General features: G+C 45.1%; 19 protein-coding genes. 6 read left to right on the top strand and 13 right to left on the bottom strand.

Annotated elements, in window-relative coordinates; genetic code table 11:
- Positions 1–43: 43 nt before the first annotated feature.
- Complete coding sequence (locus L3V32_RS13970; RefSeq protein ID WP_237284543.1) at positions 44–955, top strand: LysR family transcriptional regulator; 912 nt, start codon at positions 44–46, stop codon at positions 953–955.
- A 208-nt stretch (positions 956–1,163) separates the two neighbouring features.
- Here the strand turns inward: L3V32_RS13970 and L3V32_RS13965 are convergent, their stop codons facing one another.
- From L3V32_RS13965 to murQ, 3 genes are all read right to left on the bottom strand, one after another.
- The gene (locus L3V32_RS13965; protein WP_237284542.1) at positions 1,164–2,219 is read right to left on the bottom strand and encodes a porin; all 1,056 of its coding nucleotides are present in this window, start codon (positions 2,217–2,219) and stop codon (positions 1,164–1,166) included.
- A 148-nt stretch (positions 2,220–2,367) separates the two neighbouring features.
- A complete protein-coding gene (murP, locus tag L3V32_RS13960; RefSeq protein ID WP_237284541.1) occupies positions 2,368–3,822 on the bottom strand; it encodes a PTS N-acetylmuramic acid transporter subunit IIBC in 1,455 nt (484 codons plus the stop codon).
- Between the two features lie 28 nt (positions 3,823–3,850).
- Positions 3,851–4,753 (bottom strand): N-acetylmuramic acid 6-phosphate etherase, encoded by a 903-nt coding sequence (gene murQ / locus L3V32_RS13955; protein ID WP_104970363.1) that lies wholly within the window; start codon positions 4,751–4,753, stop codon positions 3,851–3,853.
- A 242-nt stretch (positions 4,754–4,995) separates the two neighbouring features.
- On the opposite strand from murQ, the gene L3V32_RS13950 reads away from it, so the two are divergent.
- Positions 4,996–5,847, top strand: a complete 852-nt coding sequence (locus L3V32_RS13950; protein WP_237284540.1) for an SIS domain-containing protein — start codon at positions 4,996–4,998, stop codon at positions 5,845–5,847.
- Positions 5,848–5,866: 19 nt separating this feature from the next.
- Here L3V32_RS13950 and mpaA read toward each other — a convergent pair whose 3' ends face one another.
- On the bottom strand, positions 5,867–6,577 hold the full coding sequence (gene mpaA / locus L3V32_RS13945; RefSeq protein WP_237284539.1) for a murein tripeptide amidase MpaA: 711 nt from the start codon (positions 6,575–6,577) through the stop codon (positions 5,867–5,869).
- A 141-nt stretch (positions 6,578–6,718) separates the two neighbouring features.
- Here mpaA and L3V32_RS13940 point away from each other — a divergent pair, with 141 nt between their 5' ends.
- Positions 6,719–8,344 (top strand): ABC transporter substrate-binding protein, encoded by a 1,626-nt coding sequence (locus L3V32_RS13940; RefSeq protein ID WP_237284538.1) that lies wholly within the window; start codon positions 6,719–6,721, stop codon positions 8,342–8,344.
- A gap of 63 nt (positions 8,345–8,407) precedes the next feature.
- Here the strand turns inward: L3V32_RS13940 and L3V32_RS13935 are convergent, their stop codons facing one another.
- The gene (locus L3V32_RS13935) at positions 8,408–8,992 is read right to left on the bottom strand and encodes a flavodoxin family protein (protein WP_048625492.1); all 585 of its coding nucleotides are present in this window, start codon (positions 8,990–8,992) and stop codon (positions 8,408–8,410) included.
- Positions 8,993–9,222: 230 nt separating this feature from the next.
- Here L3V32_RS13935 and L3V32_RS13930 point away from each other — a divergent pair, with 230 nt between their 5' ends.
- Positions 9,223–9,561: a hypothetical protein gene (locus L3V32_RS13930; protein WP_104973199.1), complete on the top strand. Its 339-nt coding sequence runs from the start codon at positions 9,223–9,225 to the stop codon at positions 9,559–9,561.
- Between the two features lie 301 nt (positions 9,562–9,862).
- On the opposite strand, the gene L3V32_RS13925 is transcribed toward L3V32_RS13930, so the two are convergent.
- The 7 genes from L3V32_RS13925 to L3V32_RS13895 form a co-directional block, all read right to left on the bottom strand.
- Positions 9,863–10,456 carry a mechanosensitive ion channel family protein gene (locus tag L3V32_RS13925; RefSeq protein WP_012842403.1) on the bottom strand — a complete coding sequence of 198 codons (594 nt, stop codon included), beginning with the start codon at positions 10,454–10,456 and terminating at the stop codon, positions 9,863–9,865.
- Positions 10,457–10,965: 509 nt separating this feature from the next.
- On the bottom strand, positions 10,966–13,080 hold the full coding sequence (locus tag L3V32_RS13920) for a type I secretion system permease/ATPase (protein WP_182033889.1): 2,115 nt from the start codon (positions 13,078–13,080) through the stop codon (positions 10,966–10,968).
- A 15-nt stretch (positions 13,081–13,095) separates the two neighbouring features.
- A complete protein-coding gene (locus tag L3V32_RS13915; protein ID WP_031780239.1) occupies positions 13,096–15,009 on the bottom strand; it encodes a LapD/MoxY N-terminal periplasmic domain-containing protein in 1,914 nt (637 codons plus the stop codon).
- Between the two features lie 5 nt (positions 15,010–15,014).
- Complete coding sequence (locus L3V32_RS13910) at positions 15,015–15,698, bottom strand: transglutaminase-like cysteine peptidase (RefSeq protein ID WP_005392134.1); 684 nt, start codon at positions 15,696–15,698, stop codon at positions 15,015–15,017.
- Between the two features lie 114 nt (positions 15,699–15,812).
- The gene (locus L3V32_RS13905) at positions 15,813–17,204 is read right to left on the bottom strand and encodes an HlyD family type I secretion periplasmic adaptor subunit (protein ID WP_005392136.1); all 1,392 of its coding nucleotides are present in this window, start codon (positions 17,202–17,204) and stop codon (positions 15,813–15,815) included.
- Between the two features lie 172 nt (positions 17,205–17,376).
- A complete protein-coding gene (locus L3V32_RS13900) occupies positions 17,377–18,603 on the bottom strand; it encodes a sigma-54 dependent transcriptional regulator (RefSeq protein ID WP_237284537.1) in 1,227 nt (408 codons plus the stop codon).
- Entirely contained in the window at positions 18,596–20,470 is a 1,875-nt protein-coding gene (locus L3V32_RS13895) for an ATP-binding protein (protein WP_237284605.1), read from the bottom strand. The genes L3V32_RS13900 and L3V32_RS13895 overlap by 8 nt, the downstream gene beginning before the upstream one ends.
- A 115-nt stretch (positions 20,471–20,585) precedes the next feature.
- On the opposite strand from L3V32_RS13895, the gene pdxH reads away from it, so the two are divergent.
- Positions 20,586–21,221, top strand: a complete 636-nt coding sequence (gene pdxH / locus L3V32_RS13890; protein ID WP_005392142.1) for a pyridoxamine 5'-phosphate oxidase — start codon at positions 20,586–20,588, stop codon at positions 21,219–21,221.
- 72 nt (positions 21,222–21,293) lie between these two features.
- Here pdxH and L3V32_RS13885 read toward each other — a convergent pair whose 3' ends face one another.
- Positions 21,294–22,013 (bottom strand): PAS domain-containing protein, encoded by a 720-nt coding sequence (locus L3V32_RS13885; protein WP_170892450.1) that lies wholly within the window; start codon positions 22,011–22,013, stop codon positions 21,294–21,296.
- Between the two features lie 974 nt (positions 22,014–22,987).
- Here L3V32_RS13885 and L3V32_RS13880 point away from each other — a divergent pair.
- Positions 22,988–23,800, top strand: a complete 813-nt coding sequence (locus L3V32_RS13880) for an AraC family transcriptional regulator (protein ID WP_237284536.1) — start codon at positions 22,988–22,990, stop codon at positions 23,798–23,800.
- The last annotated feature ends 333 nt before the right edge of the window (positions 23,801–24,133 follow it).

Raw genomic sequence — 24,133 nt, 5'->3', positions numbered from 1 at the left:
TATTATTTCCAGTAGTTTGATTTTAGAGATTCAGAATTACTGTATGGAAATAAAATGGCTCAGCTACGTACCACTTTATGTTGCTTTGTGCGAGGAGCGAAGTATTGCTGGCGCAGCAAAGCGACTGAATTGTTCGAATGCGCATGTAAGTCGGCAACTTAAACAGCTTGAAGAGATATTGTCGGTGCAGCTTATTCAGCGAACTACGCGCCAGTTTAATTTGACCTACGATGGTTTGCGGTTTTATCAGCAGGTAAAGCAACTGCGCGAAGGCGCTGAGCAGATCAATGAGCAAGTCATGGCAAACGAGATCGTATCGGGAAAATTGAGAATAGCGGCGTCTGCTTCTTTCGGAGCCGCGTTACTCAGCCAAACATTGATCGAGTTTCGATTGCAACATCCACAAGTGAGCGTCGAAGTGATCTTCACAGAGACACCTCTCGACTTGATTGAGGCTGGGTTTGATATCGCATTCTACTTTACCGATACTCCTCCAGAGGGATACGTCGGCCATCAGCTACGCACTTTACACTGTAAACCGATCGCTCATCGCTCGTATTTAGCTGATAAACCAAATGTAAGTACGCCAGAGAAGCTTGGTGACTTGGAGCACATCCTCTATAAAAGTCGCGACTTAGTGTTAGATAAGTGGACGTTTAGGCATAAGCAAACTCAACAACAGTGCAGCATTGAGTTAGAAAGTGTGCTGAGTTTTAATCTTGTCCAGTCCATGTTGGATGCTACTTTGGCTGGCTGTGGTGTAGCCATGTTAGATGAATTTGCACTGGCTAAACTCGAACCTGCACAAAAAGAACAACTCGTGAGTTTGCTGCCAGATTGGCAAACGGATGCGATTTTGCCGCTTTATCTGCTTTACCCAAAACGTAAGCACTTACCAAGAAGAACGCGAGCGTTCATTGATCACTTTAGGAACATATATTCTGTCGGCGAATAGCGACAACAAACTTAGCAACAATTGAGGAAGCAAAGGAATGCGAAAACACTGTCACCAGCTTTCCTGATGCAGGCGTGTTGATCAAAACAGGTAACGAAGAAAACATATTGTGAGGGTGAGCTTCTTCAAATCAGCATTAAAGGCAATAACTACTGACCGGACATAGAAGAAGCTCATGGATTCAGCTAACTTACATTAAGTATCGTGCTTACAGCTCGTAACGCAGACCTAAGTGGTAGTAGCTTTCGTCTGCGTGCGCACCGCCAAACGAGACTTCTTGTCCATTGCTGTAGCCACGCGAGCCGTTACGATCAACGTAGTTTGTGTAGATAGAAGAACGAGGCGTCAGTTTGTATTGCATTTCTAGCGTTGTATCTTTCAGCTCTAGCTCGTCACCATCACTGTTTTCTAAAGAACGATAACCAGCACGCAGTGCCCATTTGTCATTTACACTGTAAACCGCCGTCAGTTCCATCACTTTGTCGGTACTAGTTTGTGAGTAATAGCCCTCTAGTTCATCTTCCGAGTACAACGCACCCAACATCAAATCACCTAAGTAGTAACGCGTACCTGCGCCCCAGAATGTGTAATCGGTGTCGTTGCTTTCACGTGCATCACCTTTATTTTTCTGCATCGCCACCACTGGCGCCAAGGTACCCAAATTCCCCATGTCTAGCGTATAACGCAGTGCAGCGTTGTAACCGTAGTCGAGCTCAGAAGTGTTGTTTCCTAAAATGTACGCGACAGAAAAGTCGAAATTACCTAGGCTGTTTTGATATTGCAGCGTGCCATCTTGACGGAAAACTTGCGTCGCGGTTTTGTCGACTTTATTGGCTTGGCGCGCCATAGAAACATCGGAAGAGGCGAACACATCACCAATGTCGGTAAACATAATCAATCCAGATGCCACGCGACCACCAGTAATGCGACCATAATCTTTCGCATCAACACCCGCCCATACATAACGTGCGGTCAGAGACGGTTTGTCGTTTACTTGGTTTGCGTATTCAGCGGCACCCACTTGGTATTGCGCTTGGCCGATGATCGACGCGTACTCGTTGATGGTTTGTGAACCGTTTAAACCAATACGGCCATCAAACTCGCCATTTGCATCACCGTGCTCGTCATTTTTACTGGTGACATTGAAACCAAGACGAGAGTAAATATTTAAAACTGACCCATCTTCCGCTTGATACAGCTGCGCTGCCATTGCGTTTGATGCCATCAACGTAGGGAGAAGTAGAGTCAAAATGTGCTTTTTCATGATTAACGACCTTTCATTTCTATTGTTTTAGGTACGACAAAGCCCCTTCCGAGTAACGGAATAAGAAAAATTGTCGTGAAGTAGAGAGAGGGGGCACCCTTGTTTGCCAAGGGCGCGAGCTAGTCCATTCCTATAGGGGAAGAATGATTTAGCTTAAATCGACGTCTTTGCAGCCAAAGAAGTAAGTCGCGAGGAAGCCGACGATGTAAGAGATAAGCAGGCCAGCAACAAACACCATCATGCCCGGGAAGATGCCATTTTCTGATGTCATGAGAGGAATCGCCACGATACCGGACGGGCCAAACACCGTATTAAGACCAACTGGCAAGCCAAGGTAAGAAACTAAGCCGATAAAGAAGCCGCCCGCAGCACCACCAATACAAGCGGTAACGAATGGTTTTACGCGTGGTAATGTCACGCCGTAAATCAATGGTTCGCCAATACCTAGAAGGCCAGGAATAATAGCGCCTTTAACTTGAGTGCGCAGTAGAGCGTCTTTTTTGGCTTTGAAATACAGCGCCATTGACGCGCCAACCTGACCGCCACCAGCCATCGCTAGGATAGGGAATAGCGAGTTAAAGCCCTGTGCTTCCATCAATGCGAAGTACACTGGAACAAAACCCTGGTGGATGCCAAATACCACAGAAATTAAGAACAAACCTGCCAAGATTGCAGCGCCTAATGGGTTGTCATTCAAGTTTAGGAACAACCAAGACATGCCTTTGAATAGCTCACCACCGATTGGCATGATGATCAAAAACGTTACAGCACCCATGATCAAAAGCGTGACAACTGAGGTTAAGATCATGTCCAGATCGTCAGGCATATACTGACGCACTTTTTTCTCGACCTGAGCACCAATGATCGCTGCCATCAACACGCCAATAATGTTGCCACGAGGATCAATCGCAAAACCGAAGAACTCATTCATTCCTGAATAAATGCCTGACGTTGCATCGGGGTTGTAACCCAACACAAATAGGGAAGCGAGTATGGCGCCATTGACGCCTGAGCCACCGAAAGCTTGTTGAGCGTTGTAACCAATCAAAATACTTAAGAAAGCGAACAAGCCTTTGCCAAAGACCTTCATATAGGCAATCAAATCCAACATAAACTGGCTTGGCGTTTGGTCGAGCACGAAGATTTGTTCCAATAACGTGGCAAAACCAAGCAGCAAGCCCGCAGCGATAAAGCCGGGAATCAGCGGTGTAAAGATGGTGGCAAACTTGCTTAAAAAACGCTGAACCGCACTGGTTTGTTTGCTCTTCATCTGTTTTTTCTGCTCGGCCGCGACGGCAGAAAGATCTTGTTGCGGCATATCTGGTTCTTCACTGTCACCAGAGATTAAGCTGTCGATCAACTTATTCATCATATCGGCAGCTTGCTGAGCTTTACCGGGACCAAGAATGATCTGGAATTGCTCGTCGCTTTCTACCACACCCATTACGCCGGGAATTTGCTTGATAACTGACTGATCAGCCAAACCATTGTTGGCGAGCGATAAACGCAAACGCGTCATACAGTTACCACATTTGCTTACGTTGCTGCTGCCACCCACTGCGGACAGCAACTGCGATACTGTGTTTGAAGTTATTTTTGCCATAGGGTCTATCCTTCAGAACTCGGATTATTTAGTTATTATTTAGTGCTGCGCGAATAAAACCGTTGTGCGCGGCGAGGCGTGATTTGGCTTGTTCGGCATCCAAATCGGCCAAAATCATTAAGATGGCAGTTTTGCAGTGGCGATCGCAGGCATTTAATGCTCGCTCTGATTCTTCTTTTGATGCGCCAGTTGCTTCTACAACAATGTTGGTTTGGCGTTGGATGAGCTTGGCGTTGGTGGCCTCTACATCCACCATTAAGTTGCCAAATACCTTACCGCTACGAATCATTGCACCTGTCGTGAGCATGTTTAACACCAGTTTTTGTGCGGTGCCGGCTTTCATGCGAGAAGAGCCAGTAACGACCTCTGCGCCAACAATCGGCAGAATCGCGATGTCGGCCGCTTTTGCCATTGCACATTCCGGATTACAGGCGATAGATGCGGTCGTAGAACCGATGGATTTAGCGTACTCCAAACCACCTAGTACATAAGGTGTACGGCCACTCGCTGCAATGCCTACAACCACGTCATGTTTGGTGAGGTGAAGCGCTTTTAAGTCGTCTTGACCCATTTTCGCGTCGTCTTCTGCGTTTTCTACCGCTTTCAAAATCGCTTGGTGTCCACCAGCAATTAAGCCAATCACCATATCTGGATGCGTGCCGTAGGTAGGAGGACACTCGCTCGCATCAAGAATTCCTAAGCGGCCTGATGTGCCAGCTCCCATGTAAACCAAACGGCCACCATTGGCGAACGCTGCAGTAATTGCATCAACCGTCTTTGCAATTTGTGGTAGCACTGCTTTGACCGCGAGCGCGACTTTTTGATCCTCTTCATTAATGACTTGCAGCATCTCGATGGTCGAAAGCGTATCAATCTCTGCACTGGCTGGATTACGGCTTTCTGTCACCAATCGGCTTAAATCAATTTTCATGTTTTACACTCTTCGTAATGTTCAATCTGAGGGCGATTCTATGGAATAAAATATTCTGTTTTGGTGATAAAAATCACACTTGAGGTTATTCTTTGTGCAGGAGAAATTTGGAATAATGAGAGAAAACATACGTCCATTACATCCGGTATAAACTGGCTTGGTTAGAGTAATCATGGGGTTAAATCAAACTCCGATTATTTTTGTTCTGGAATAATTTATTTAAATTTTTTGAGGTTTTTGTTGTGTCAGTTGTCAATAAGATAGTCGCGAGGCGTACTCAGCTTTCGCAAAGTGGTCGTTTGGTCGGCGATTGGATTGTTGAAAACGCAGAAAAGGCGGCGCTGCTCACTAGCCAAGAACTTGCGGCGCAAGTAAAAGTGAGTCAATCGAGCATTGTGAAATTTACTCAGCGTATTGGCTTTAAAGGTTACAGCGAGTTTAAATTAGCTCTGAATGAAGAGATTGGCCGTAAGCATGCGATGCAGTCGACACCGCTGCACAGTGATATTTTGGCTGACGACCCCATTGCGGTTATTTCACAGAAACTGGTGAAAGCGAAAACCGACGCTATGTTTCAAACCACCAATACGCTGTCTTACGAAGCGTGTCACCAAGCGGTGAAATGGTTGAGTGAAGCGCGTCGAGTGCAAGTGGTCGGGATTGGGGGCTCAGCCCTGACCGCGAAGGATTTAAGCTTTAAACTGCTTAAACTCGGTATTACGGCGCTTTCTGAACAAGACAGCCACGTGCAGATTGCTGTTGCTCGTACCCTCTCTTCAGAAGATGTGCAGATTGCGATTTCGTATTCGGGCGAACGCAAAGAAATTCTCGTCGCGGCAGAAGCGGCAAAAGAGCAGGGCGCGAAGGTGATTGCGTTATCTGCTCCTGGGAGAAGTCGCTTGCGCGGTATTGCCGATATTACGTTTGATACGATTGCAAATGAAACGGAACATCGCAGCTCATCCATTGCTTCACGCACCGCGCAAAACGTGATCACCGATTTGCTGTTTATCATCTTGGTTCAGCAAAGAGACGACAGTGCCCGTCAGTTGATCAGCGATATCAGTACCGACATCAAGCAGATCCTCACATGATCGCTTAACCAACAGCGGACTAAAGATCCGGATTGTGCCTCAGCAAAGCAATAAAGGCGGACAGATGTTTTTCAATGGTGAGATCGGCAGAAATCGCAGGTAACTCTAACGTGATGCAAGGTAAATTACGTTCACTACACCAAGTGCCGAATGAGCCGGGTGTTTCGTAGTCGACATCGTCTACGATTGGCAGTTGGAACTGCTCGCCGAGCCATTTGGCAAGGTTGGAATGTTTTGGATCATCTACAAACGCAAGCGGTTCATGAAACGACACAACAAACTTTGGCTTGCGTAGTTCAATCAAGTTAATTAATGCGCTAACTTCTGGCTCTAGCTGGTTTTTAGTGCCAGTTTTCACTTTTACGTCTCGAACGGGTGTGTGAGAACTCCATCGATACACTGTGCCATGCTCAGTCCAATTTTGGGTTGGAAACGCGCGATTGAGGTCCACTTGGTTTGCATTTGCGCGTGTGCCTAGCTGGTTGCCGTCAGGATTCATTGACAGAATCACATCATGTCGTAAGTTTTCAGCAGGCAAGCTTCTTAGCGCGCAGGACAAACCTGCAATCGAGGCCGTCTCATCCCCGTGAGTGCCTGCTAAAATCAAACCTCGCGAAGCACTTTCGACTTGAGCCGGAAAATACAGTAATGGCGCACCAAGCACGGATTGACCGTATATTGTTGGCCGAATTAAAAATGCCGCTCTTTCCGTTCTTGGAATTAGACTCACCGTAATCTCCTGATTGATGAAGTAGTATCAATATCTAAGCTAATTAAACCTAGCTAAACCGAACCGTTTAAACTCGTCAACGGTTGAAATGTTAATTGTGGCACTTGCTTCACAAGACGCGTTAGGAGAACGAAAAACGATATGGATTTTAAAAAACATTCAACGGCGTTGCTGATTTCCTCTTTATTCACCCCTTTTCTTGCTACATCAGTTGCTGCGGAGACCTTACCTAAAGGCATTCAACTTGCCGCAGAACAGCATTTAGTACGTGCGAATGACGCAGAGGCGGCGACGCTTGACCCAGCGAAAGCCGAAGGTCTGCCAGAAATGCATGTGATTCGTGACTTATTTGAAGGGCTTGTGATTCAAGATCGTGACGGAAATATTATTCCCGGTGTGGCAGAATCATGGGAAACCAAGGACAACCAAACCTTTGTTTTTCACTTACGCAAAGACGCAAAATGGTCGAATGGCGAGCCTGTGACGGCGGATGATTTTGTCTATTCACTGCGCCGAGCGGTAGATCCGAAAACCGCTTCTCCAAATGTTTGGTATCTCAAACTCACCAAGATCAAAAACATCACCGATGTAGCAGAGGGCAAAAAGCCTTTGGACGAGCTCGGTATCAAGGCGGTAGATAAATACACCCTACGTTTTGAGTTGGACAGTCAAGTGCCGTACTTTGTTGCCATGACTGGGCACACGTCCATGATGCCAGTGCATCAAGCGACAGTGGAAAACCGCGACAAGCCGTGGAGCGATCCAGACCAATTTGTTGGCAATGGTTCATTCACATTGGATAAGTGGGTCGTGAATGAGCGCATTGAACTGGTTAAGAATCCAAGTTACTGGGACAGCGCAGATACGCATTTAAACAGAGTGACTTACATTCCGTTTGAAAACCAAAACGCGTCGATCAATCGTTATGCGGCAGGAGAGCTGGATATCACGTCAGATGTGCCGACTCATATGGCGCAGAAGCTTAAACAAGATTACAAGCAGGCTTACACGGTGGTGCCATTACTGTGCACGTATTACTACGCGTTCAATACCACTCGTCCGCCATTTGATGATGCGCGAGTGCGTCAAGCGGTGTCGTACTCCATCATGCGCGATGTGATTACAAATGGTGTCACGCAAGTGGGCAACCTTCCTGCTTATACTTTTGCGCATCAGTACACCGCAGGGTTTGATGCAACGCCGCCAGAATACAGTAACTGGAGTCAACAACAACGTGATGAGAAAGCGCGTGAACTGCTGAAAGAAGCGGGATACGGTGATGGCAAATCTTTGGATTTCAAATTGCTGTACAATACCAGTGAGGCAAATAAATCTATCGCCGTTGCGATAGCGTCGATGCTACAAAAAAATCTCGGTGCAAACGTGGAGTTAGAAAACCAAGAGTGGAAGTCATACTTAGTGGCGCGTAAACAAGGCAATTTCGATGTGATGCGTGCTTCCTGGTGCGGTGATTACAATGAAGCGTCTACTTTCCTGAGCTTACTTCGCTCAGGTTCTTCGGGTAACTTTGCACGTTACAGCAATGCAGCGTACGACAACGCGATGAACAGTGCATTGGCTGCAACCGATGAGAAAGCGCGCCAAGGATTTTACGACCAAGCTGAACGGTTGCTGGCGGCAGATATGCCCATTGCGCCAATCTATTATTACATGCAAGCGCGTTTGGTTCGTCCTACGGTTGGCGGTTTTGCCAAGAACAACGTAGAAGGTCGTATCTACTCGAAAGATCTCTACATCAAGAAGTAGCGCTCAAAACAAGCGATAAATATGAAGCCCCGAAGATGTGTCTTACGGGGCTTCTTTTTATTGTTAGCGAGCGGAGAGCTTGTCCACTAGCATTGCGACTCGTTTGCCAAGATACTCCGCCGTTGCAACATCAGAAGCATGCAACTGACCACCTTCACCACCTTGTGCAACAATACCACCTTGTACACCATAACGATTCAGGTTTTGCTCCCCAGAATTGCTGATCTTATCCAACCCGACCCACATCATGCCGTGTTGGTTAGCGAGCGTTTGTAGATATTGTAATGTGCAAGATTGGTCGCCATTCATTGCCCCACCACTGGTAAAGCCAGCCGCGATTTTGCTCGCCCATTTTTGGTAATACCAAGATTCACTGCTTGCATCTGCAAATGCTTTAAACTGCGCTGCTACACCGCCCATATAGGTCGGTGAGCCAAAGATAATCGCATCACACTCAGCAAGTTCATCCATTAGTTTAGGGTTCACAAAACGTCCCTCAATAATCTCACTGCCTTCAATTCGGTGAGAGAGGATTTCACAGTCATCTTGCTGCTTAATGCCTTGTTGTTCAACGCCTGCGGCAATCGCGCGAGCAAGCTGACCAGTAACGTCGGTTTTAGAGAAATAAATAATCGCAATTTTGGACACAATGGTTCCTTTTTCATTGTTGATTTTGAATCGTGCGACTAAGGCTAAAACCTCAAGCTAAGTTGAGGTCAAGAAGAGATTTGAGATAGATAAAGTACGAATTGGTATCTAAAGAGCTTTCTTATAGGGTAAGCCGACGGCATAACTACAGTGAATGCAACGACGATGAATATCGTGTATAAAAGCGTTAAAGGAAGATCTTAAAAATGTAGAAAACTCTCTTGGAAACAATGATAAAGGTACCGATACTAGTGATGATTAATAGGCGGAAAAATAGATTAAAATATGTAAACTCAGACCTGATCCAAGGCGGGAAAAGTACATTTCATCGTTTCTTAAGGCGAGGGATTATTATCATTATGGTAGGAGGCCTTTCTACAGCCTCTTCCACGGTATTTGCACACTTTATAGCGGGGGTGTTTGATGTGGATATGAATGTTCATCCAGAGAGCTTAGAAGAAAAAGTGCATGCACTACTTTTTGTTTCGGTCAGTCTTGTTTTTTACCTCTTTTCTGCCCTTATCTCGCTAAATATTAGTGGGTGGCTCATAATGAAGCTAAAAATATAAGCTTAACTAAAATCATGTCCTTGTATTTTAAGGAAGATGGAACTAGTGACGATTTTTTCTTTGCTTGCACCATCTCTATTTTTTGTATTTATTTAAGGTTCGTAAAGAAGAAGCTTACTTTGGTTAAAGTGGCGCTTTTGGTTTCGGCGATGTGTCATGTGTTTATCATGAAAGAATACAGCGGTGACCTTTCAGTTTATACGTTTTGTCTCTTCACTGTTGTTCTCCATTAACTTTGGGTTATTTGTGACTACCAAGTGATATTAAAAAGCCGATGTATCTACATCGGCTTTTTAGTGGGTTATTTCTTTCTGCGAGTATAAATCCGAGATTTTGCTTTACTTGGCTCTGGCTTGTTTTTCGCCAGCTTTAGTACCGCTTTTTGCAAAATCTGGTTGTTTGGGTAAGTGATCAAGTTACCGTTATCGTGCTTAATTAACACGTGAAACATACTGATTTCTTGAATCTCGCCGCTGATGTCTTCGTCTTTGTCTACGACTTTAATGCGATCGCCCACTCGGTATGGGAAGACAAAAAAGATCAAAAAGCTGGCAGTGATGTTGCTCAGAATTGACCATTGCGCAATAAACGCCACACCCAATACGGCGAAAATGGACGATAGGAACAATGACACATCGCCATAGCCAATCCCGGTGATAATGGCAAAAACAGAAGCGGTTAAAAATAAAAGCACGACGTTAAAACAACGCTGAATAAAACTCAGGCGGGCCTTTTTTACACCTTTTGAGGTCGCTAAGTTTAAAATGGCTCGATTGACGATTCTCTTCAGAATGCGATAAGCAATCAGGACAATAATGCCCATTAAGACTTTGTACCCGAGAGAGCCAGCGGTGAAATACTGGCTCACTTGATCTAGATGGATCCAATCATTCATTTCTTCAACTCGACGATATTAAGAAAACCGCTGTTATAGCTGATTTTCTGATGTAAGTAATCACAAATTTTTTCTCTCCATTTTCGTCTCTCTACTTAGGAATTTAGCCCTAGAGCCTACGGAGAGTTGTAGAGTTTTATCAATAGTGTGCAGAGCTTTACTTCTGTTTGCGCTCCCCGCATATATTCAACCAAAGTTGATGCGGTTTTAAAGTGTTTAATGTTTGAGCTGTATCTCATATCCGGTATTGTATGAGGCTAGGATCGTATAAACGTGCTGAATATGATTTTTGTCCTGATAACCTAAGACGTGTTGAGTGAAATGGCTTGCTAGGATATCTATCAAATGGAAGAAGATGAAAAGGCGATTATGATGTTGGTCGTGATTGTGGGGCTAGTGCTCGTTTGGATAGCCCTTGAAGAGCTTAACTATCTTGGATTCTCAATAAAATAAGCCCCGTTAAACATGAGTCAAACGGGGCCTTTCTCTTTTCTAAATGCTAATTTCGGTTAGCTAACCGCACGTACTTTGCCTTGCTTTAGGTCATTCAGCACTTGCGCTTTAGGACCATCAGCAATGATGCTGCCTTTCTCCATCACAATTACTCGATCAACGATGTCGAGCATCGACGTTTTATGCGTAATCAGTATCAATGTTTCGCTCGGTTTGAGCTGAGATAGCTGGTGCTTAATATGCATTTCAGAGCGGTTATCCATCGCGCTGGTCGGTTCATCCATGAGTAGGACGGGAGGACGGCCCAAAAATGCACGAGCGATCGTGACTGATTGACGTTGACCACCAGAAAGCATCGCACCACCTTCACCAACTTGACGTTCTAAACCAGCTGGATCCGATTGTGTAAATGCGGTCACGCCTGCACGGTTTGCTGCATCAAGCACGTCTCGGTCATCCGTTAGTGGACGACCCAAGGTAATATTGTCGCGAATCGAACCGAAGAATAGATTCGAATCTTGAGGCACACAGCCGATGTTACGTCGAACATCAACGTGGTGAAGCTGTGCGATATCAGTATCATCTATACGTACGTGTCCCTCTGTTGGCTTATACAAGCCCATGATCAAGCGCTCTAACGTTGTCTTACCCGAACCAATCCGACCGATTATCGCGACTTTTTCACCAGGATTTATCGTGAGAGAAATGTTACGTATAGACGCGACAGGAGAGTCTGGGTAATGAAACGTTACGCGATCAATTTCAATCTTACCTTGGATGATTGGGCGATGGATGTAGCGTTTCCCTTCTTCTTGCTCATCCGGCATTTCCATGACTTGATTGATAATCGTCATAGAAGACTTCGCCTGGTTGTAGCGCGTTGAGAGCAAAGACAACTGAACCAAAGGCCCTATGGCGCGACCACTCAACATGGTTGCGGCAATTAAGCCACCCATGGTGAGTTCGCCTTCTGCAATCAGATAAACACCGAGAATGATCATCCCAACGTTACTACTTTGCTGTACGAAGCCAGCCGCGTTCTGGATGCTGTCGGTAATGCGGCGGCTTTTGATGTTCCAGTTCGCCATGTGCGCCACCGCTTCTTCCCAACGGTATTGGAATTGGCTTTGCGCGCTGAGCATTTTTACGGTTTCTAGCCCCGCTAGACTCTCAATTAAGTTGGCGTATTTTTGCGATGCTAAGCGTGACCCCTCCTCTATAGAGCGACGTAGCGGTCCTTGAATCAGTAGTGAATGAACAATCAAAATGACCACGCCGACCATTGGAACATACACAAGATCGCCAGCCATTAGCCATATAATCACCAAGAACAGAATGGCAAAAGGCAGGTCAATTAGGGCACTGACGGTTGCAGACGTGAAGAATTCTCGAATAGATTCAAACTCTTGAAGATGGCGAGCGAATGCGCCGACTGAAGGCGGCTTGGACTCCATTCGGATGCCCATCACTTTGCTGAACAGCTTGGAGGAAATCAGAATGTCAGACTTCTTTCCTGCGACATCAATAAAGTAGTTTCTCAACGATTTGAGTATGAAATCGAATAGAAAGACAACAAAGATGCCGCTTGCCAATACCCATAAGGTTTCAAACGCGAGATTCGGTACCACTTTGTCGTACACCAAACGAGTGAACAGCGGGGCGGCAACGGCAAAGAGGTTGATGAGAAGTGAGGCGATTAAAACATCGCGGTAGATACGTTTTGACTGCCACAAGGTTGACCAAAACCAGTGACCTTCGTTGGTTTTGAGCACTTCGGGAGAGCGCTCATCGAAACGGAATTGCTTTTTAACTAAAAAGTAGCGACCAGTGTACTGCTCAAGTAGGTCTTCTAATGGAATGGAGATTGGCACCATTCCACTTTCTAAGGTGGTGACTTCGGCTTCGCGTGTCTCCGCGTTAATGCTGTTGAGAACGCATGAGTCACCGCCTTTAAGAACTAAGATTGCCGGCAGAATCAGGCTGGAGATGTTCTCCAGCTCTGCACGGTTTTCCTTGGCAACCAATCCGGCCCTTTCCGCTGCTCTTGGTAGTAAAAATGGAGTTAGCTTGCCGTCTGAAAGCGGAAGGCCATTGACCAGCGCTTCTGGCGAGTTAGCTAACCCATAGTAACGGCTAACGTAGATGAGCGAATTCAGTAAAGGGTCTTTCATCTGTGGTAAACCTTTTTATTCCTTGTCGACGATGAATCCTTGGAATACCTCAACAAAATGCTCGGTGAGGAAGTCCAACTGGATTTGAGTTTCAATACGCGACGCGATAGTCGTAATGCCTAGGTTATGGGCAGTACGAGAAATCGACGTTAGCGTGAATTTCTGTTTTTCGTCGTGTAAGTTGTGTGTGAATAGGTAATCGAGCTTCACATAGTTCGGGCGGAACTCTTGGATGTACTCCAATGATTGGAAGTTACGTCCATAGTTATCTACGCCAAACTCAGCCCCGGATTGGCGAATGGCATTACATAACAGCGCCGTGTGGTGAGGCTGATCAATAAAACACTCCTCTGGAATTTCAAAGTGTAGCTTAGAGGCCACTTTTGCGTGTTTTTCCAACATGCTGGTGGTCCAGCGAATGAACGATGGCTGAGACAAGCTACTTTGCGCAATATTGATCGCGACAGGATCGGTTAGCTCGCCACTTTCTAGCATCTTAATCATCGACTCAATAACGTATTGGTCGAAAATATTGGTGGCGTCTAGCTGCTCTAGTGCGAATAAATATTGGTTGGCACGGAACGTTTCGCCCTCTTTTTCGATGCTTGAGAACACTTCGTTATGGAACACTTTACCCCAAGTGTTCTTCGCTGCTTGGAAGCGGAATTTAACCCAATCGCTATGAATCGCTTCTTCAACCAGCGCTTTCCACTGCTGTTTACCCATTAAGTTAGAAGGTGTGTCACTGCCGATAAAGCCGTAAGCTTTGTCTGGTTGAGCTTTGGCTTTCGAGAGCGCATTATCCACCATAGATAAGATTTCAGAGCGCGTTTTTTGGTCTTTACTATGCGCAACACCTAAGGCTGCTTTTGGTTTGGCTAGACCTGTTGGATCAGTGTTCAACCCGTTAACGCAGTTCACGATGCTGTCCGCCAAAATGCGTAGTTCGCTTTCATCCATGTGTGGGAAAAGCAGACCAAATTCATCACTAGATAGGCGTGCAATGGTAGCTCCCGGCACATCAATGGTGTTTTTCAGACGTTGAGACAGCTCTTTTACGTGGGCATCGGCGCGTTGGTAGTCTTTTGTCTCGTAAATGTCACCAATGTATTCTGCATGGAGTAGCGCGATACCCCCTTGCGTTTGCTCTGCCAACCATTGGTCGATTTGGTTGATGTAGAACGAGCGATTACCCAGTTTGGAGATAGGATCGAGGTAAGCTTGAGCACGCAGTCGTTGTGCCTCTTTCGCTTGCTCTTTGAATGACAGCTCAATTTGAGCAGACATCATGTTAATGCCATCTACCACCGCGATCAGATCTTTAGTTCTTGGACGAGCAAGTGGTTCACCAAATTGGTTATTAGCGATTTCATGCATTTTTTTCACGATGGCCGCTAATGGTTTTAGTGAGCGACGGAGGATGTACGAAATCGCAATTAAACCAGCCAGGAAAATGACACTGAATGCAGATAACAAACCAATAAAGCCTTGCCAGAGCTGCTCGTAAGCTGCTCCTGGGTGGCTAATGATTTCCACTTCAGCAAGTTGCATCCAACCACTGGTTACTACGCGCTTATCGTGAATGGCTTTGAATAGATTCATGTCGATAAACCATTGTGGCACCGTACTTGGTTTTACCGGGTAAGTGCGCACGATTTGGTAGTCAGAATCTAAAGCGGTAAGGCGAACAACCGAATAGGTGCTGCCGTCAAACAGAGCATTAATCACGGATTCTACCGCGACTTTATCTTTGTCTTTAAGGTAAGGAGCCAATGCCAAACCTACGGTGTTAATGGTGTTGTTGACCTCTGAACGTTGCTGTTGTTCCAAGCTGTCTCGAGTCGTGTTGAATTGGATTACGAATACTGATGCCAACAAGAGTATAAAGACCGTAACCATTCCCACTACAAGCTTCTTATATAGGGTCATGTTTCTCACTCGTCATAGTTAATTTTAGGTTTATTTAACTGCAACTTACGTTCGCGCGAGCGTAAGTCATTCCAAAGGCTCAACCGTGATGCTTTCCCTGCCAGCTCTCCAGTGCTAGCAGAAGACTTCATCAACCACAGGTTTGTACCATTAAAACTGTATATCGGTAGCAAGTCGCTACGTTTAGAGGCTCGGACAATATCAGGGTTGATATTGTCGAGAATGAGCGGCTCAGAGCTTGGGGTTGGGTAGTAAGCTAATACCATGTGAAACTGATTCAGTTCGATGGCTTTTACGTAGATCAAACGCATCTTAGAATCTGGTATTCCTAGCTCGAGTAACGAGAAGTACTTGGCGATGGTGAAATCCTCACAATCCCCTGCATTACTCCCTAAAAATTCGAGTGGCGTAGCCCAATAATCTGTCTTTCCCCACAGTTTTATGTCGTCAACAAAATACAGCTGGTTAAAAAAGTCGTTGACGCCAGCGAGCTGTTCATGTGTCTCTAATTGTTTAAATAAGTCGAGGTTTTTTCGCCATGTATTTACGCGCAATCCCGCACGTTCGCCGTACACCGCTGTGACCGTATTGACCCATTGTTGTTCTTTACTGCTTAACGCACCAATTTGGAACGAAAAACAACTTAAACTGATTAATAATGTAACTTTACGCTTCAAATTGGATCGCATATTCGACTCATATCACAAGTATACTCTTCTAAAGGGTTCGTCAGTGAGAAACAAGTGCTTTTTATTTAATCACTTATCGCTCAATACTCGCCGTTGTGAGTACCTTGGTGTGATTTACTCCTTCAAGGCGTTCGTTTTGGCACTTAAAATCGGTTTAAGTAGATATTCCAAAACGGTTCGCTTCCCTGTGATGATATCGACCGATGCCGTCATTCCTGGAATGATTGGTAAATCTGCATCTTGACCAAAATTCGTTTTATCGGTGCGGACACGAACGATGTAAAAGCTATTTCCTTCTTCATCTTGGGTTGTATCTGCGCTGATGTGTTCCAATTCACCCTCTAAGCCGCCGTACTTAGTGAAGTCGTAAGCCGTAAACTTCACGATGGCGTGTAGGTCTGGGCGCAAAAATGCAATGTCTTTTGGCGCAATTTTCGCTTCTACTAATAACGTATCTTCAGTTGGTACAATTTCGACGATATCCATGCCTGGCTGGATAACACCCCCAACGGTGTTGATGTTCAGCGTTTTGATTTTGCCTGTGACTGGCGAGTTCACAACGGTTCGATTGACTCTATCTTCTAAACCCACTGCTGATTCAACCAAAGCAGATAACTGGTCTTGGGCGCTGTTGAGTTTCTCTTGCTGTTCAGAGCGGAATTTGAGCGCAACATCGATGCGATTAAGCATGGATTCTCGAATCGCTGACTTTAATACCGGGATTTTGAGCTCACTGGAAGTCATTTCGCGGCGGGTGTCGTTGACTTGGCGTTGTAACTTGAGTAATTCAATACGAGGCACAACACCTTCATCAGCCAACGGTTTGGTGATGTCTAATTCTTTCTTCGCATATTGATAGCTTTGACGTAAGTTCCTTACTCGCGCTTCAATCTCTACTAAGTCCTGCTGCTTTTGCTGAACTTGTTGGTCAATCACCGAAAGTTGGTTGCGTAAATTGTCTAAATCTTCGCGGTATTCAGCTTTCTGGCGCTGAGTGAGTTTCGGTTGAGTTTCTTCTAAAGTTGGTGGAAAGGTCAGTTTGCCATAATCGAGTACTACGCTTTGGCGCCAGTTTTCCGTTTCAAAATCACGATTCACGGCAACACTGTTGATTGAAGCTGAGAGTTGCAGCACAGACGCAGTTAGGTTGGCAACTTGTTGTTCACGCTCACGAAAATCAGAGCGAAAGCGAGTGTCATCGATAAGAAGCAACTGCTGACCTTTTTCAACCAACTGACCTTCTTTGACTAAAATTTCTTTGACTAAGCCACCTTCTAAGTTTTGGACAACTTGAATCTGTGAAGAAGGAATGACTTTTCCCTGACCAACAGTGACTTGGTCGATTTCAGCCCAAGATGCCCAGCCTATTGCAGCAATAAAAAACAACACCATCACCCAGAGCATCAAACGTGCGCTGTTGGGGGTGTTGAGGAGCAATGCTGCAGTTTTGTCGTCAACAAAATCCAACTCTTCATTGTTGAGTTTGTTGTAGTTATCTCGGCTCATCACAGTCCCTGCTTATATAAATGCTGATTATCTTTTTGATCTTATTATTATTAACCGATCATGTCAGTATGCTCGGCGAATAAAAATATGAGACGAAGACCATTCTCTCTCCGAATGAGCGTTTTCAATGCTTCTCTAGCAAAAGAAAAGTGGAGATACCGTCAGAGTATGGCTATTGCGCCTTGAACTTGGTTTTATCCAACTGATGTTTTTTTAGTTTGTCGTACAAGGTTTTGCGTGATACCTGTAATTCTAGTTGAACCTCTTTGAGTCTGCCTCGGTGTCTTTGTAGTGCATCGAATAATAAGCAATATTCAAAGTATTCTGTGCGCTGAGTCATACTCTGAATTTCGATACTTTTTTCACTGTTCCAATCTTCCATTCGGAAGGTATCTGGCTTGAGCGCGCGAAGTTCTGCAAATTGGCGTAGCTGCTTAATATTTTCTGGCCATTCTAAATCGGTCAGATGTTTGACTTCTTCTAAGCTGATGTGTGGCGGTTGAAGCTGGTAACGACTCGCAGCGTGGCGTACAAAGTGCTTATATAAAGGCCCTATATCTTCCTTTCTTTCATCGAGTGTCGGCAAGTGAATTAGAGTAGCCAGGGCTTTGATAGACGGATCAACTTGGGTTGTCGCACCAAAAACACGCTCAAGTTTCGGGTGGTTAAACAAGCATTGCCATTGTTCATATGAGACATGCTCAGCACTATGTAAGTACAAGCTGCAATGGCTTTTTCCTTCAATCAAGCGATGTATGGCTTTATCGAGGGCTTCTAATGAAAGCTCATATAGATCCTCACCAGAAGCGGCGATTAACTCGTTGTCTGGCGTTGCATGTATGTCGTGGGCAAATTGTGCGGCGAGCCGGCGACCTGTGCCATCTTGACCAACAAAAATGATCGGCTGGTTCGTTGGTGCGCTGATCAAAGCGCGACGAATGCTCACCATGGCTTTACTGTGACCAATCATTTTCGGACCAACATGAGTTTGCATGTCGAGCTCTTTTTTAAGCCAGATGTTTTCCTGCAATAGATTCAACTTATCACCAGCGTTATTGAGCGACTTCATAAGTTGTTCCGTTGCAAAAGGCTTTTCGAGAAAGTCGTACGCGCCGCTTTTCATCGCATCTACCGCGGTTTTCACATCTCCATGTCCGGTAAGTACGATAAATTGAAAGTGATCGTTTTTACTTCGCAACGTTCGCATGAACTCCAATCCATCCATCACGGGCATATGGATATCGGTGATGATGATCGCTGGCGTATTTGGGTCGATAACGCGTAAGGCTTCCACGGCGTTTGGTAAGCAGGTGACGTCTATCCCTTCAATAAGCAGTGCTTGAGCGACGGCATCACGAATATGTGGTTCATCATCAACAAAGAAAACGGGATTATTCATGGTTGTTTTCCACTTCTGGGTTGCGTTGGTTTTGGATAGCGATTGGCAGCGTTACGATAAAGGTCATGCCTCCTGCTTGTTGTTCCGTGTTCTGATGTTTATAAGCACTGAGTGAACCATGATAGCTTTCTAAAATGCGTTTGGAGATGGTCAAACCTAATCCTAAGCCCTCTGGCTTAGTCGTAAAAAATGGGTCAAAGACTTTTGCTAGGGCTTCGTCCGACATGCCGGGCCCGTTGTCGGAAACAAGAATGTCACAGCTGTCATCATGACACTGAACGGCAATAGATATTTGCGGATCAATGCAGTAGTTTTCCATCGCTTGTGCAGCGTTGTGGAAGAGATTGATCAGAACTTGCTCTAACTCAACGCTGTGAATTGCTAGCTTCACATTATAATCGATGGCTGGGACTTTTAATGTCACCCCTTGTTTAATGAGTTTGTTGCTCAAAATGCTGGTGGCAGTATGTACTGCGTCGTGCAGTACCGCGATTTCATTGTGTGAATCGTGCGTGGCTTTCCGAGTGAAGACTTTTAAGCGTGCGATCACTTCCGAAATGGTGTCATTGAGTGTTAGCATTTTGCCCAAGTTGTCGGCGACCATTGGGTATTTTTCCATTGCCAACAAACGCTGCGAGTTTTCGGTATAGGTTCTTAGTGCGGAAAGTGGCTGATTTATCTCATGATTAATACTGGCAGACAGCTCACCCAATAATGCTAATTTCGCGGCTTGGGTCAACTCTTGTTGCGTTTGTTTGAGCTCTTGCTGGCTTTGCTCATATTGGCGGATGGTCTGTTGTAGCTTTTGGTTGGCTTCACTCAGCACTAGTGTCCGTTGCACCACTTTTTCTTCTAGGCTCACATTAAGGTCGGCTAGGCGTGCCTTGTTCACGAGTGTTTGGAACCACGCCAACGCAATCAGCGCAATGAGCGCATATAGAATCAGGAAGACGATATCAGCCTGTAAAACGGCGGCAAGGACGGTGTTGTGGTTTATCAAGGCAACGACGCGAAATCCTTTATCCAATAAATGTGTCGCGTATGCGAGGTAATTGGGTGAGAGGAGCAATTGATTATCAGCAAACTCGCTGACGCCACTTTGCGCGGTAAGCTCACCAAAATACTCTGGTAAGGTATCGCCATACTGACGCGTTTCGGTAAGCTCGTTTATCGCACTCGGTGACAGCGGGAAAAGTGCACGATAGCGCCAGTTAGGCAAATTGCTCATAAACACGACATTGTGTTTATCCGTGATGAGTACGTCCGTCGTGGTTTGCGAAAGACGCTGTTCCAACTGCTCCAAATTCACTTTTACCGTGATCACGCCAACGACCTCATCATTTACCCAAAGCGGAGATGAGAAGAAGTACCCACGTTTATTTGAACGAACGCCTAACCCGACATATTGAGCAGGTTCACCGCGTCGCGCATTTTTAAAATAGGGACGATAGCTAAAGCTGGAACCAACAAACGTATCTTCTTGCTGAAAGTTACTTGAGGCAATGACCAACCCTGTGCGGTCATGAACGTAAATCGTATCGGCCAAACTTTGTTTCAACCAATCTGCTAACAATAGGTTGAGCTCGTGAGAGGGCGCTCCGCGTTCTACTGCTTTGAGTAATCTCGGATCGTGACTTAATAGGTTTGGTATCTGTTCAAACTTTGCCAGCTCGTAGTCGACTTCTTGCGACACTTGCGCTGCTTGTCTCTCTAGCTTTTGTTGCCACTGATCATGTTGGTATTGAGTTGCGTAATGATGAGTAAGCGCAAGCCCTGAAATGCCAACGGCACACAGTAGCAATAGAAAATGGCGTAGGGCTTTAGGGTTGAGTAAGTTCACGATCAGCTCACTGGTTTTTTGTGTCATGGTATCAAATGACACACTGTGATGCTGTGAGCGGCAACGATAACAAGCACAATGATGTCCTTGTATTTCCTCAGTATCGGGAGCACAATCGACAAAAACGAGTGAAGGAGTAAAGATGGAACTTGCTGATATTCGTCGTGAGTACACCAAAGGTGGGCTACGTCGTAAAGATTTGAAAGCTGATCCTATTGATCAATTTAATCTGTGGCTAGAGCAAGCAGTTGAAGCGGGTTTAACGGATCCGACTGCGATGACAGTTGCAACGGTTGATGAAAATGGCATGCCGTTTCAACGCATTGTTCTATTGAAAAACGTCGACAAAAATGGCTTTGTATTTTACACCAACCTAGGCAGTCGCAAGGCCCAGCAGCTTGAGCATAACAGCAATATTAGTTTGCACTTCCCTTGGCATCCGTTAGAGCGCCAGGTTCATATTACAGGTGTGGCGGAAAAGCTCACCGCCGTAGAAAATATGAAATACTTTACTTCTCGTCCAAAAGAGAGCCAATTAGCCGCAATCGCGAGCAAGCAAAGTAGCCGTATTTCTGCTCGAGGTGTACTAGAAGGTAAGTTTTTAGAGCTAAAACAGAAATTTGCGAAGGGTGAAATACCGGTTCCAACCTTCTGGGGTGGCTTTCGCGTAAAACCACAGAGCATCGAGTTTTGGCAGGGTGGTGAACATCGTCTTCATGACCGCTTTCTTTTCTCCCAACATGACGGAAGTTGGGACATTGACCGTCTAGCGCCATAAACTCTCGTGCCTCATGAATAAACAAACACCGCCCACTTGGGCGGTGTTTTTTTAGGTAGAAAGTGGCGCGAATTATCGCTCTCCATTCAACACTACCGATAATTGATGCTTAAGCAGCGTTTTGGGTACAACAGATCCGTAGCCAGCTTCCATTGCTTTATCTATTAGTTCGTTCTTGCTGTTCGCTGCAAACTTATTACGTAAGCGTGCGACGTGGCCTTCAACGGTTTTTGTTGATATGCCCATGACCTGAGAGATGAATTGTGGCTTCTTGCCGTAGAGCAGGAGGAAAAGCGTTTCTTGCTCGCGACATGTGAGCTTCTCTGGTTTTGGTTGTAAATCAGAGAAACGGAAGATGGATTGCTGATTAGGGTTGGTGCTGATTGCACGACAAACCCAATACCCCACTTCAATCACGGCGGTGTCGGTGAGTTCTCTTCCGTAGAAAATGGTCCCTACGATGTTACCATTGTCATTTCGCCACGGTGTTTTAGTAAAGATATGCGCTCGCCAGCGGCCATCTGGATAAGGATGGATATCAAGAATTTTGAGTGACTCACCAGTTTCGATGACGTGTTTATCTTGGCGTTGAAATTCTTGTGCACATTCAGTGGTTGGGCTTGCCATCTCAAAATCAGTTTTACCGACGCACTCCTCGGGCGACGTGTGTCCCAACAGTTCTGCGTATTCCTGATTTACGTAGCGGAATACCGAATCTTTATCTTTGCATCCCCAACAACCTGGTAGCTGTTTAAGGAGGGATTGTTCTATGGTATCGACTGAAATATTCACAAAAGGACTCACTACATACTGCTTTTACCAATACAGAGACGTCCGTGTTGCGTCGTTAATATTGACATTGCCAAGTAGGCAGTCACGTTGCTAGAACACGTTCGTTGATTGGCGCTCAATCCAATTAAGTTCATGGTGTTCGATATTTTCGTCACACAGTGATAAACAACAACGAAATTGAACGAAGAATTTAATTGGGAAAATGGTCTGTTTCATTACAGATATGTGCGCTCACGGATGTCCGCCTGATGTTCGGCTTACAACTCGTATCGTCCTTGATCATGCTTCCTACAACTCAGTTGTAATTTAGTTGGCGTTCATATCACTCATCGAGAGAGAGAACGGCGCCTAAGTCATATGAGAGGGACAGTGAGACGAAAGCTATAATATCAGCTTATGCCATTGTTTTCATTGTTGAGAAGCGAAAAAAAAGCCAGCCTGAAGACGGGCTGGCAACACAAGATATAATCTTGTCGACGTGTAGAAGAGGTTCTAAATTACCTAGCGAGGGTCTGCTAAGTAAGTTAGAGGTATCAATGAGATACCGAGAGCTTTAGATCGTATGCATCTTAAAGCTCGAGGACTAATGTATTGAATCAGAAGCATATTAGTAAGGGGGGAAATCCCTCTATGTTGATTTCAAGAGGTGGCTTTGATCTGTTTATGAGGCGATTTATCTATTTTGAACAGCAGTGTTCTACCAAATAACGGATTGTTCGGTAACAAAGATCTTTATATTTATTGGTTATGTATACGTAAGGTGCTTCTATCTATCCGTTTTTGTTAATAAAATTGGTTGCTCATTGACCGTAAGTTAACCTCGCATGATCATCGTTCCGGAACTATGATCATGTAAACGAACTTGATCATGCTGTTTTGATCTTGTGCGATTGAGTTGGGGAAAAGTTGCAACCCAACAAGGAAGGTATATGATGCCAAGACGTAAGCTGACCGTGTAAAGACGACTGTTTAAAATGAGTGATTCAGATAACCCCAAAGCCCTGCCATATCAAGAGATTATGCTGCCTAAGCCAGCAGAACTGATCACACTTCCGTCTTATATGGATTGCCATGATCATTCTTACACTCAGATCGTGATTGGTTTAAAAGGACAAGCCGAATTTGAAGTGCGTGGACGAGGTAATCTTGTCGGTCCTGGCCAAGGTTGTGTGGTAACCGCATGCTCTGATCATGCTTTCGGTGGCGTTATTAATCAATCGGATATTTTGGTGTTGAATATGCCAAAACCGAAAAATGATGATCCTGAAATGCTGCAGAAAATCAATAATCTGGAGAGAGACCATGTCTACTTTCAGTTAGACGGTCAAATTCAGAAGCTGATACAGATGTTGGTTCAGGAAATGCGAAACCATCCGGACGACCTGCTGTTAAGTCGCGCGTGCAACGACACCGTGATTGCATTAATGCAGCGCCATATCTCGGCATTTGAGACTAGCCGAAAAGAGTCACGCTTTGATTTGGAGGCGATTGATCGCTACATCGAGCAGCACCTTAGCCATAAAATCAGTGTGGCTCAGTTAGCGGGACGAGTGTTTCTTGGGGAAAGTCAGTTCCATTGCTTGTTTAAGGAGCAGATGGGGATTACACCTCATCAATATGTTCTCGGAAAGCGTATCGATATGGCTCGTGAATTAATCGAGCAAGGCCACCTTTCTTTAGGGCAAATTGCCGAATTCACTGGTTTCTCAAGCCAGAGTACGTTTACTCATACTTTTACTCGCTTGCAGGGAATATCGCCATCCCGCTATAAAAAACAAGTTGGATAACAACGCGTATTTTTAGGTCAAATTATCAGCAATCAGAACAAAGCCATGCAATATGCATGGTTTTTTTGTGTTTTATTCACGTGACCTATCTCTCGTTTTGTTAAATTCTCTGTCCTTTGGTGTGACTGATATGCCACTTGATCCTACATTTTCTCTTAGAACGAACGCTTCACAAAAATCTTATTGATATTCTTGATATTTTGTTGTGATTGCAATGAAAAAATTAAAATTTACAACACAAAATATTACCTATTTGAATGTGACTATGTGGATGTTTTGTTATAAAAGCGAGTTTTTGGCAAAAATGTCGTAGTTTTTGACAAGTATTCTTAT

This window comes from Vibrio sp. J2-4 (assembly GCF_021728155.1).
Taxonomy (GTDB): Bacteria; Pseudomonadota; Gammaproteobacteria; order Enterobacterales; family Vibrionaceae; genus Vibrio; species Vibrio diabolicus.
The sequence above is the reverse complement of the archived record's forward strand: the minus strand, read 5'-3'. Positions and strand labels throughout refer to the sequence as shown.

Bases quoted from the DNA above. Each gene is read 5' to 3' on its own strand.
- L3V32_RS13895 (WP_237284605.1), bottom strand. From the start codon at position 20,470: ATGACACAAAAAACCAGTGAGCTGATCGTGAACTTACTCAACCCTAAA.
- L3V32_RS13970 (WP_237284543.1), top strand. From the start codon at position 44: ATGGAAATAAAATGGCTCAGCTACGTACCACTTTATGTTGCTTTGTGC.
- murP (WP_237284541.1), bottom strand. From the start codon at position 3,822: ATGGCAAAAATAACTTCAAACACAGTATCGCAGTTGCTGTCCGCAGTG.
- L3V32_RS13880 (WP_237284536.1), top strand. From the start codon at position 22,988: ATGAGTGATTCAGATAACCCCAAAGCCCTGCCATATCAAGAGATTATG.
- pdxH (WP_005392142.1), top strand. From the start codon at position 20,586: ATGGAACTTGCTGATATTCGTCGTGAGTACACCAAAGGTGGGCTACGT.
- L3V32_RS13920 (WP_182033889.1), bottom strand. From the start codon at position 13,080: ATGAAAGACCCTTTACTGAATTCGCTCATCTACGTTAGCCGTTACTAT.
- L3V32_RS13905 (WP_005392136.1), bottom strand. From the start codon at position 17,204: ATGAGCCGAGATAACTACAACAAACTCAACAATGAAGAGTTGGATTTT.
- L3V32_RS13910 (WP_005392134.1), bottom strand. From the start codon at position 15,698: ATGCGATCCAATTTGAAGCGTAAAGTTACATTATTAATCAGTTTAAGT.
- L3V32_RS13925 (WP_012842403.1), bottom strand. From the start codon at position 10,456: ATGAATGATTGGATCCATCTAGATCAAGTGAGCCAGTATTTCACCGCT.
- L3V32_RS13900 (WP_237284537.1), bottom strand. From the start codon at position 18,603: ATGAATAATCCCGTTTTCTTTGTTGATGATGAACCACATATTCGTGAT.
- L3V32_RS13965 (WP_237284542.1), bottom strand. From the start codon at position 2,219: ATGAAAAAGCACATTTTGACTCTACTTCTCCCTACGTTGATGGCATCA.
- L3V32_RS13940 (WP_237284538.1), top strand. From the start codon at position 6,719: ATGGATTTTAAAAAACATTCAACGGCGTTGCTGATTTCCTCTTTATTC.
- L3V32_RS13930 (WP_104973199.1), top strand. From the start codon at position 9,223: ATGATAAAGGTACCGATACTAGTGATGATTAATAGGCGGAAAAATAGA.
- L3V32_RS13915 (WP_031780239.1), bottom strand. From the start codon at position 15,009: ATGACCCTATATAAGAAGCTTGTAGTGGGAATGGTTACGGTCTTTATA.
- murQ (WP_104970363.1), bottom strand. From the start codon at position 4,753: ATGAAAATTGATTTAAGCCGATTGGTGACAGAAAGCCGTAATCCAGCC.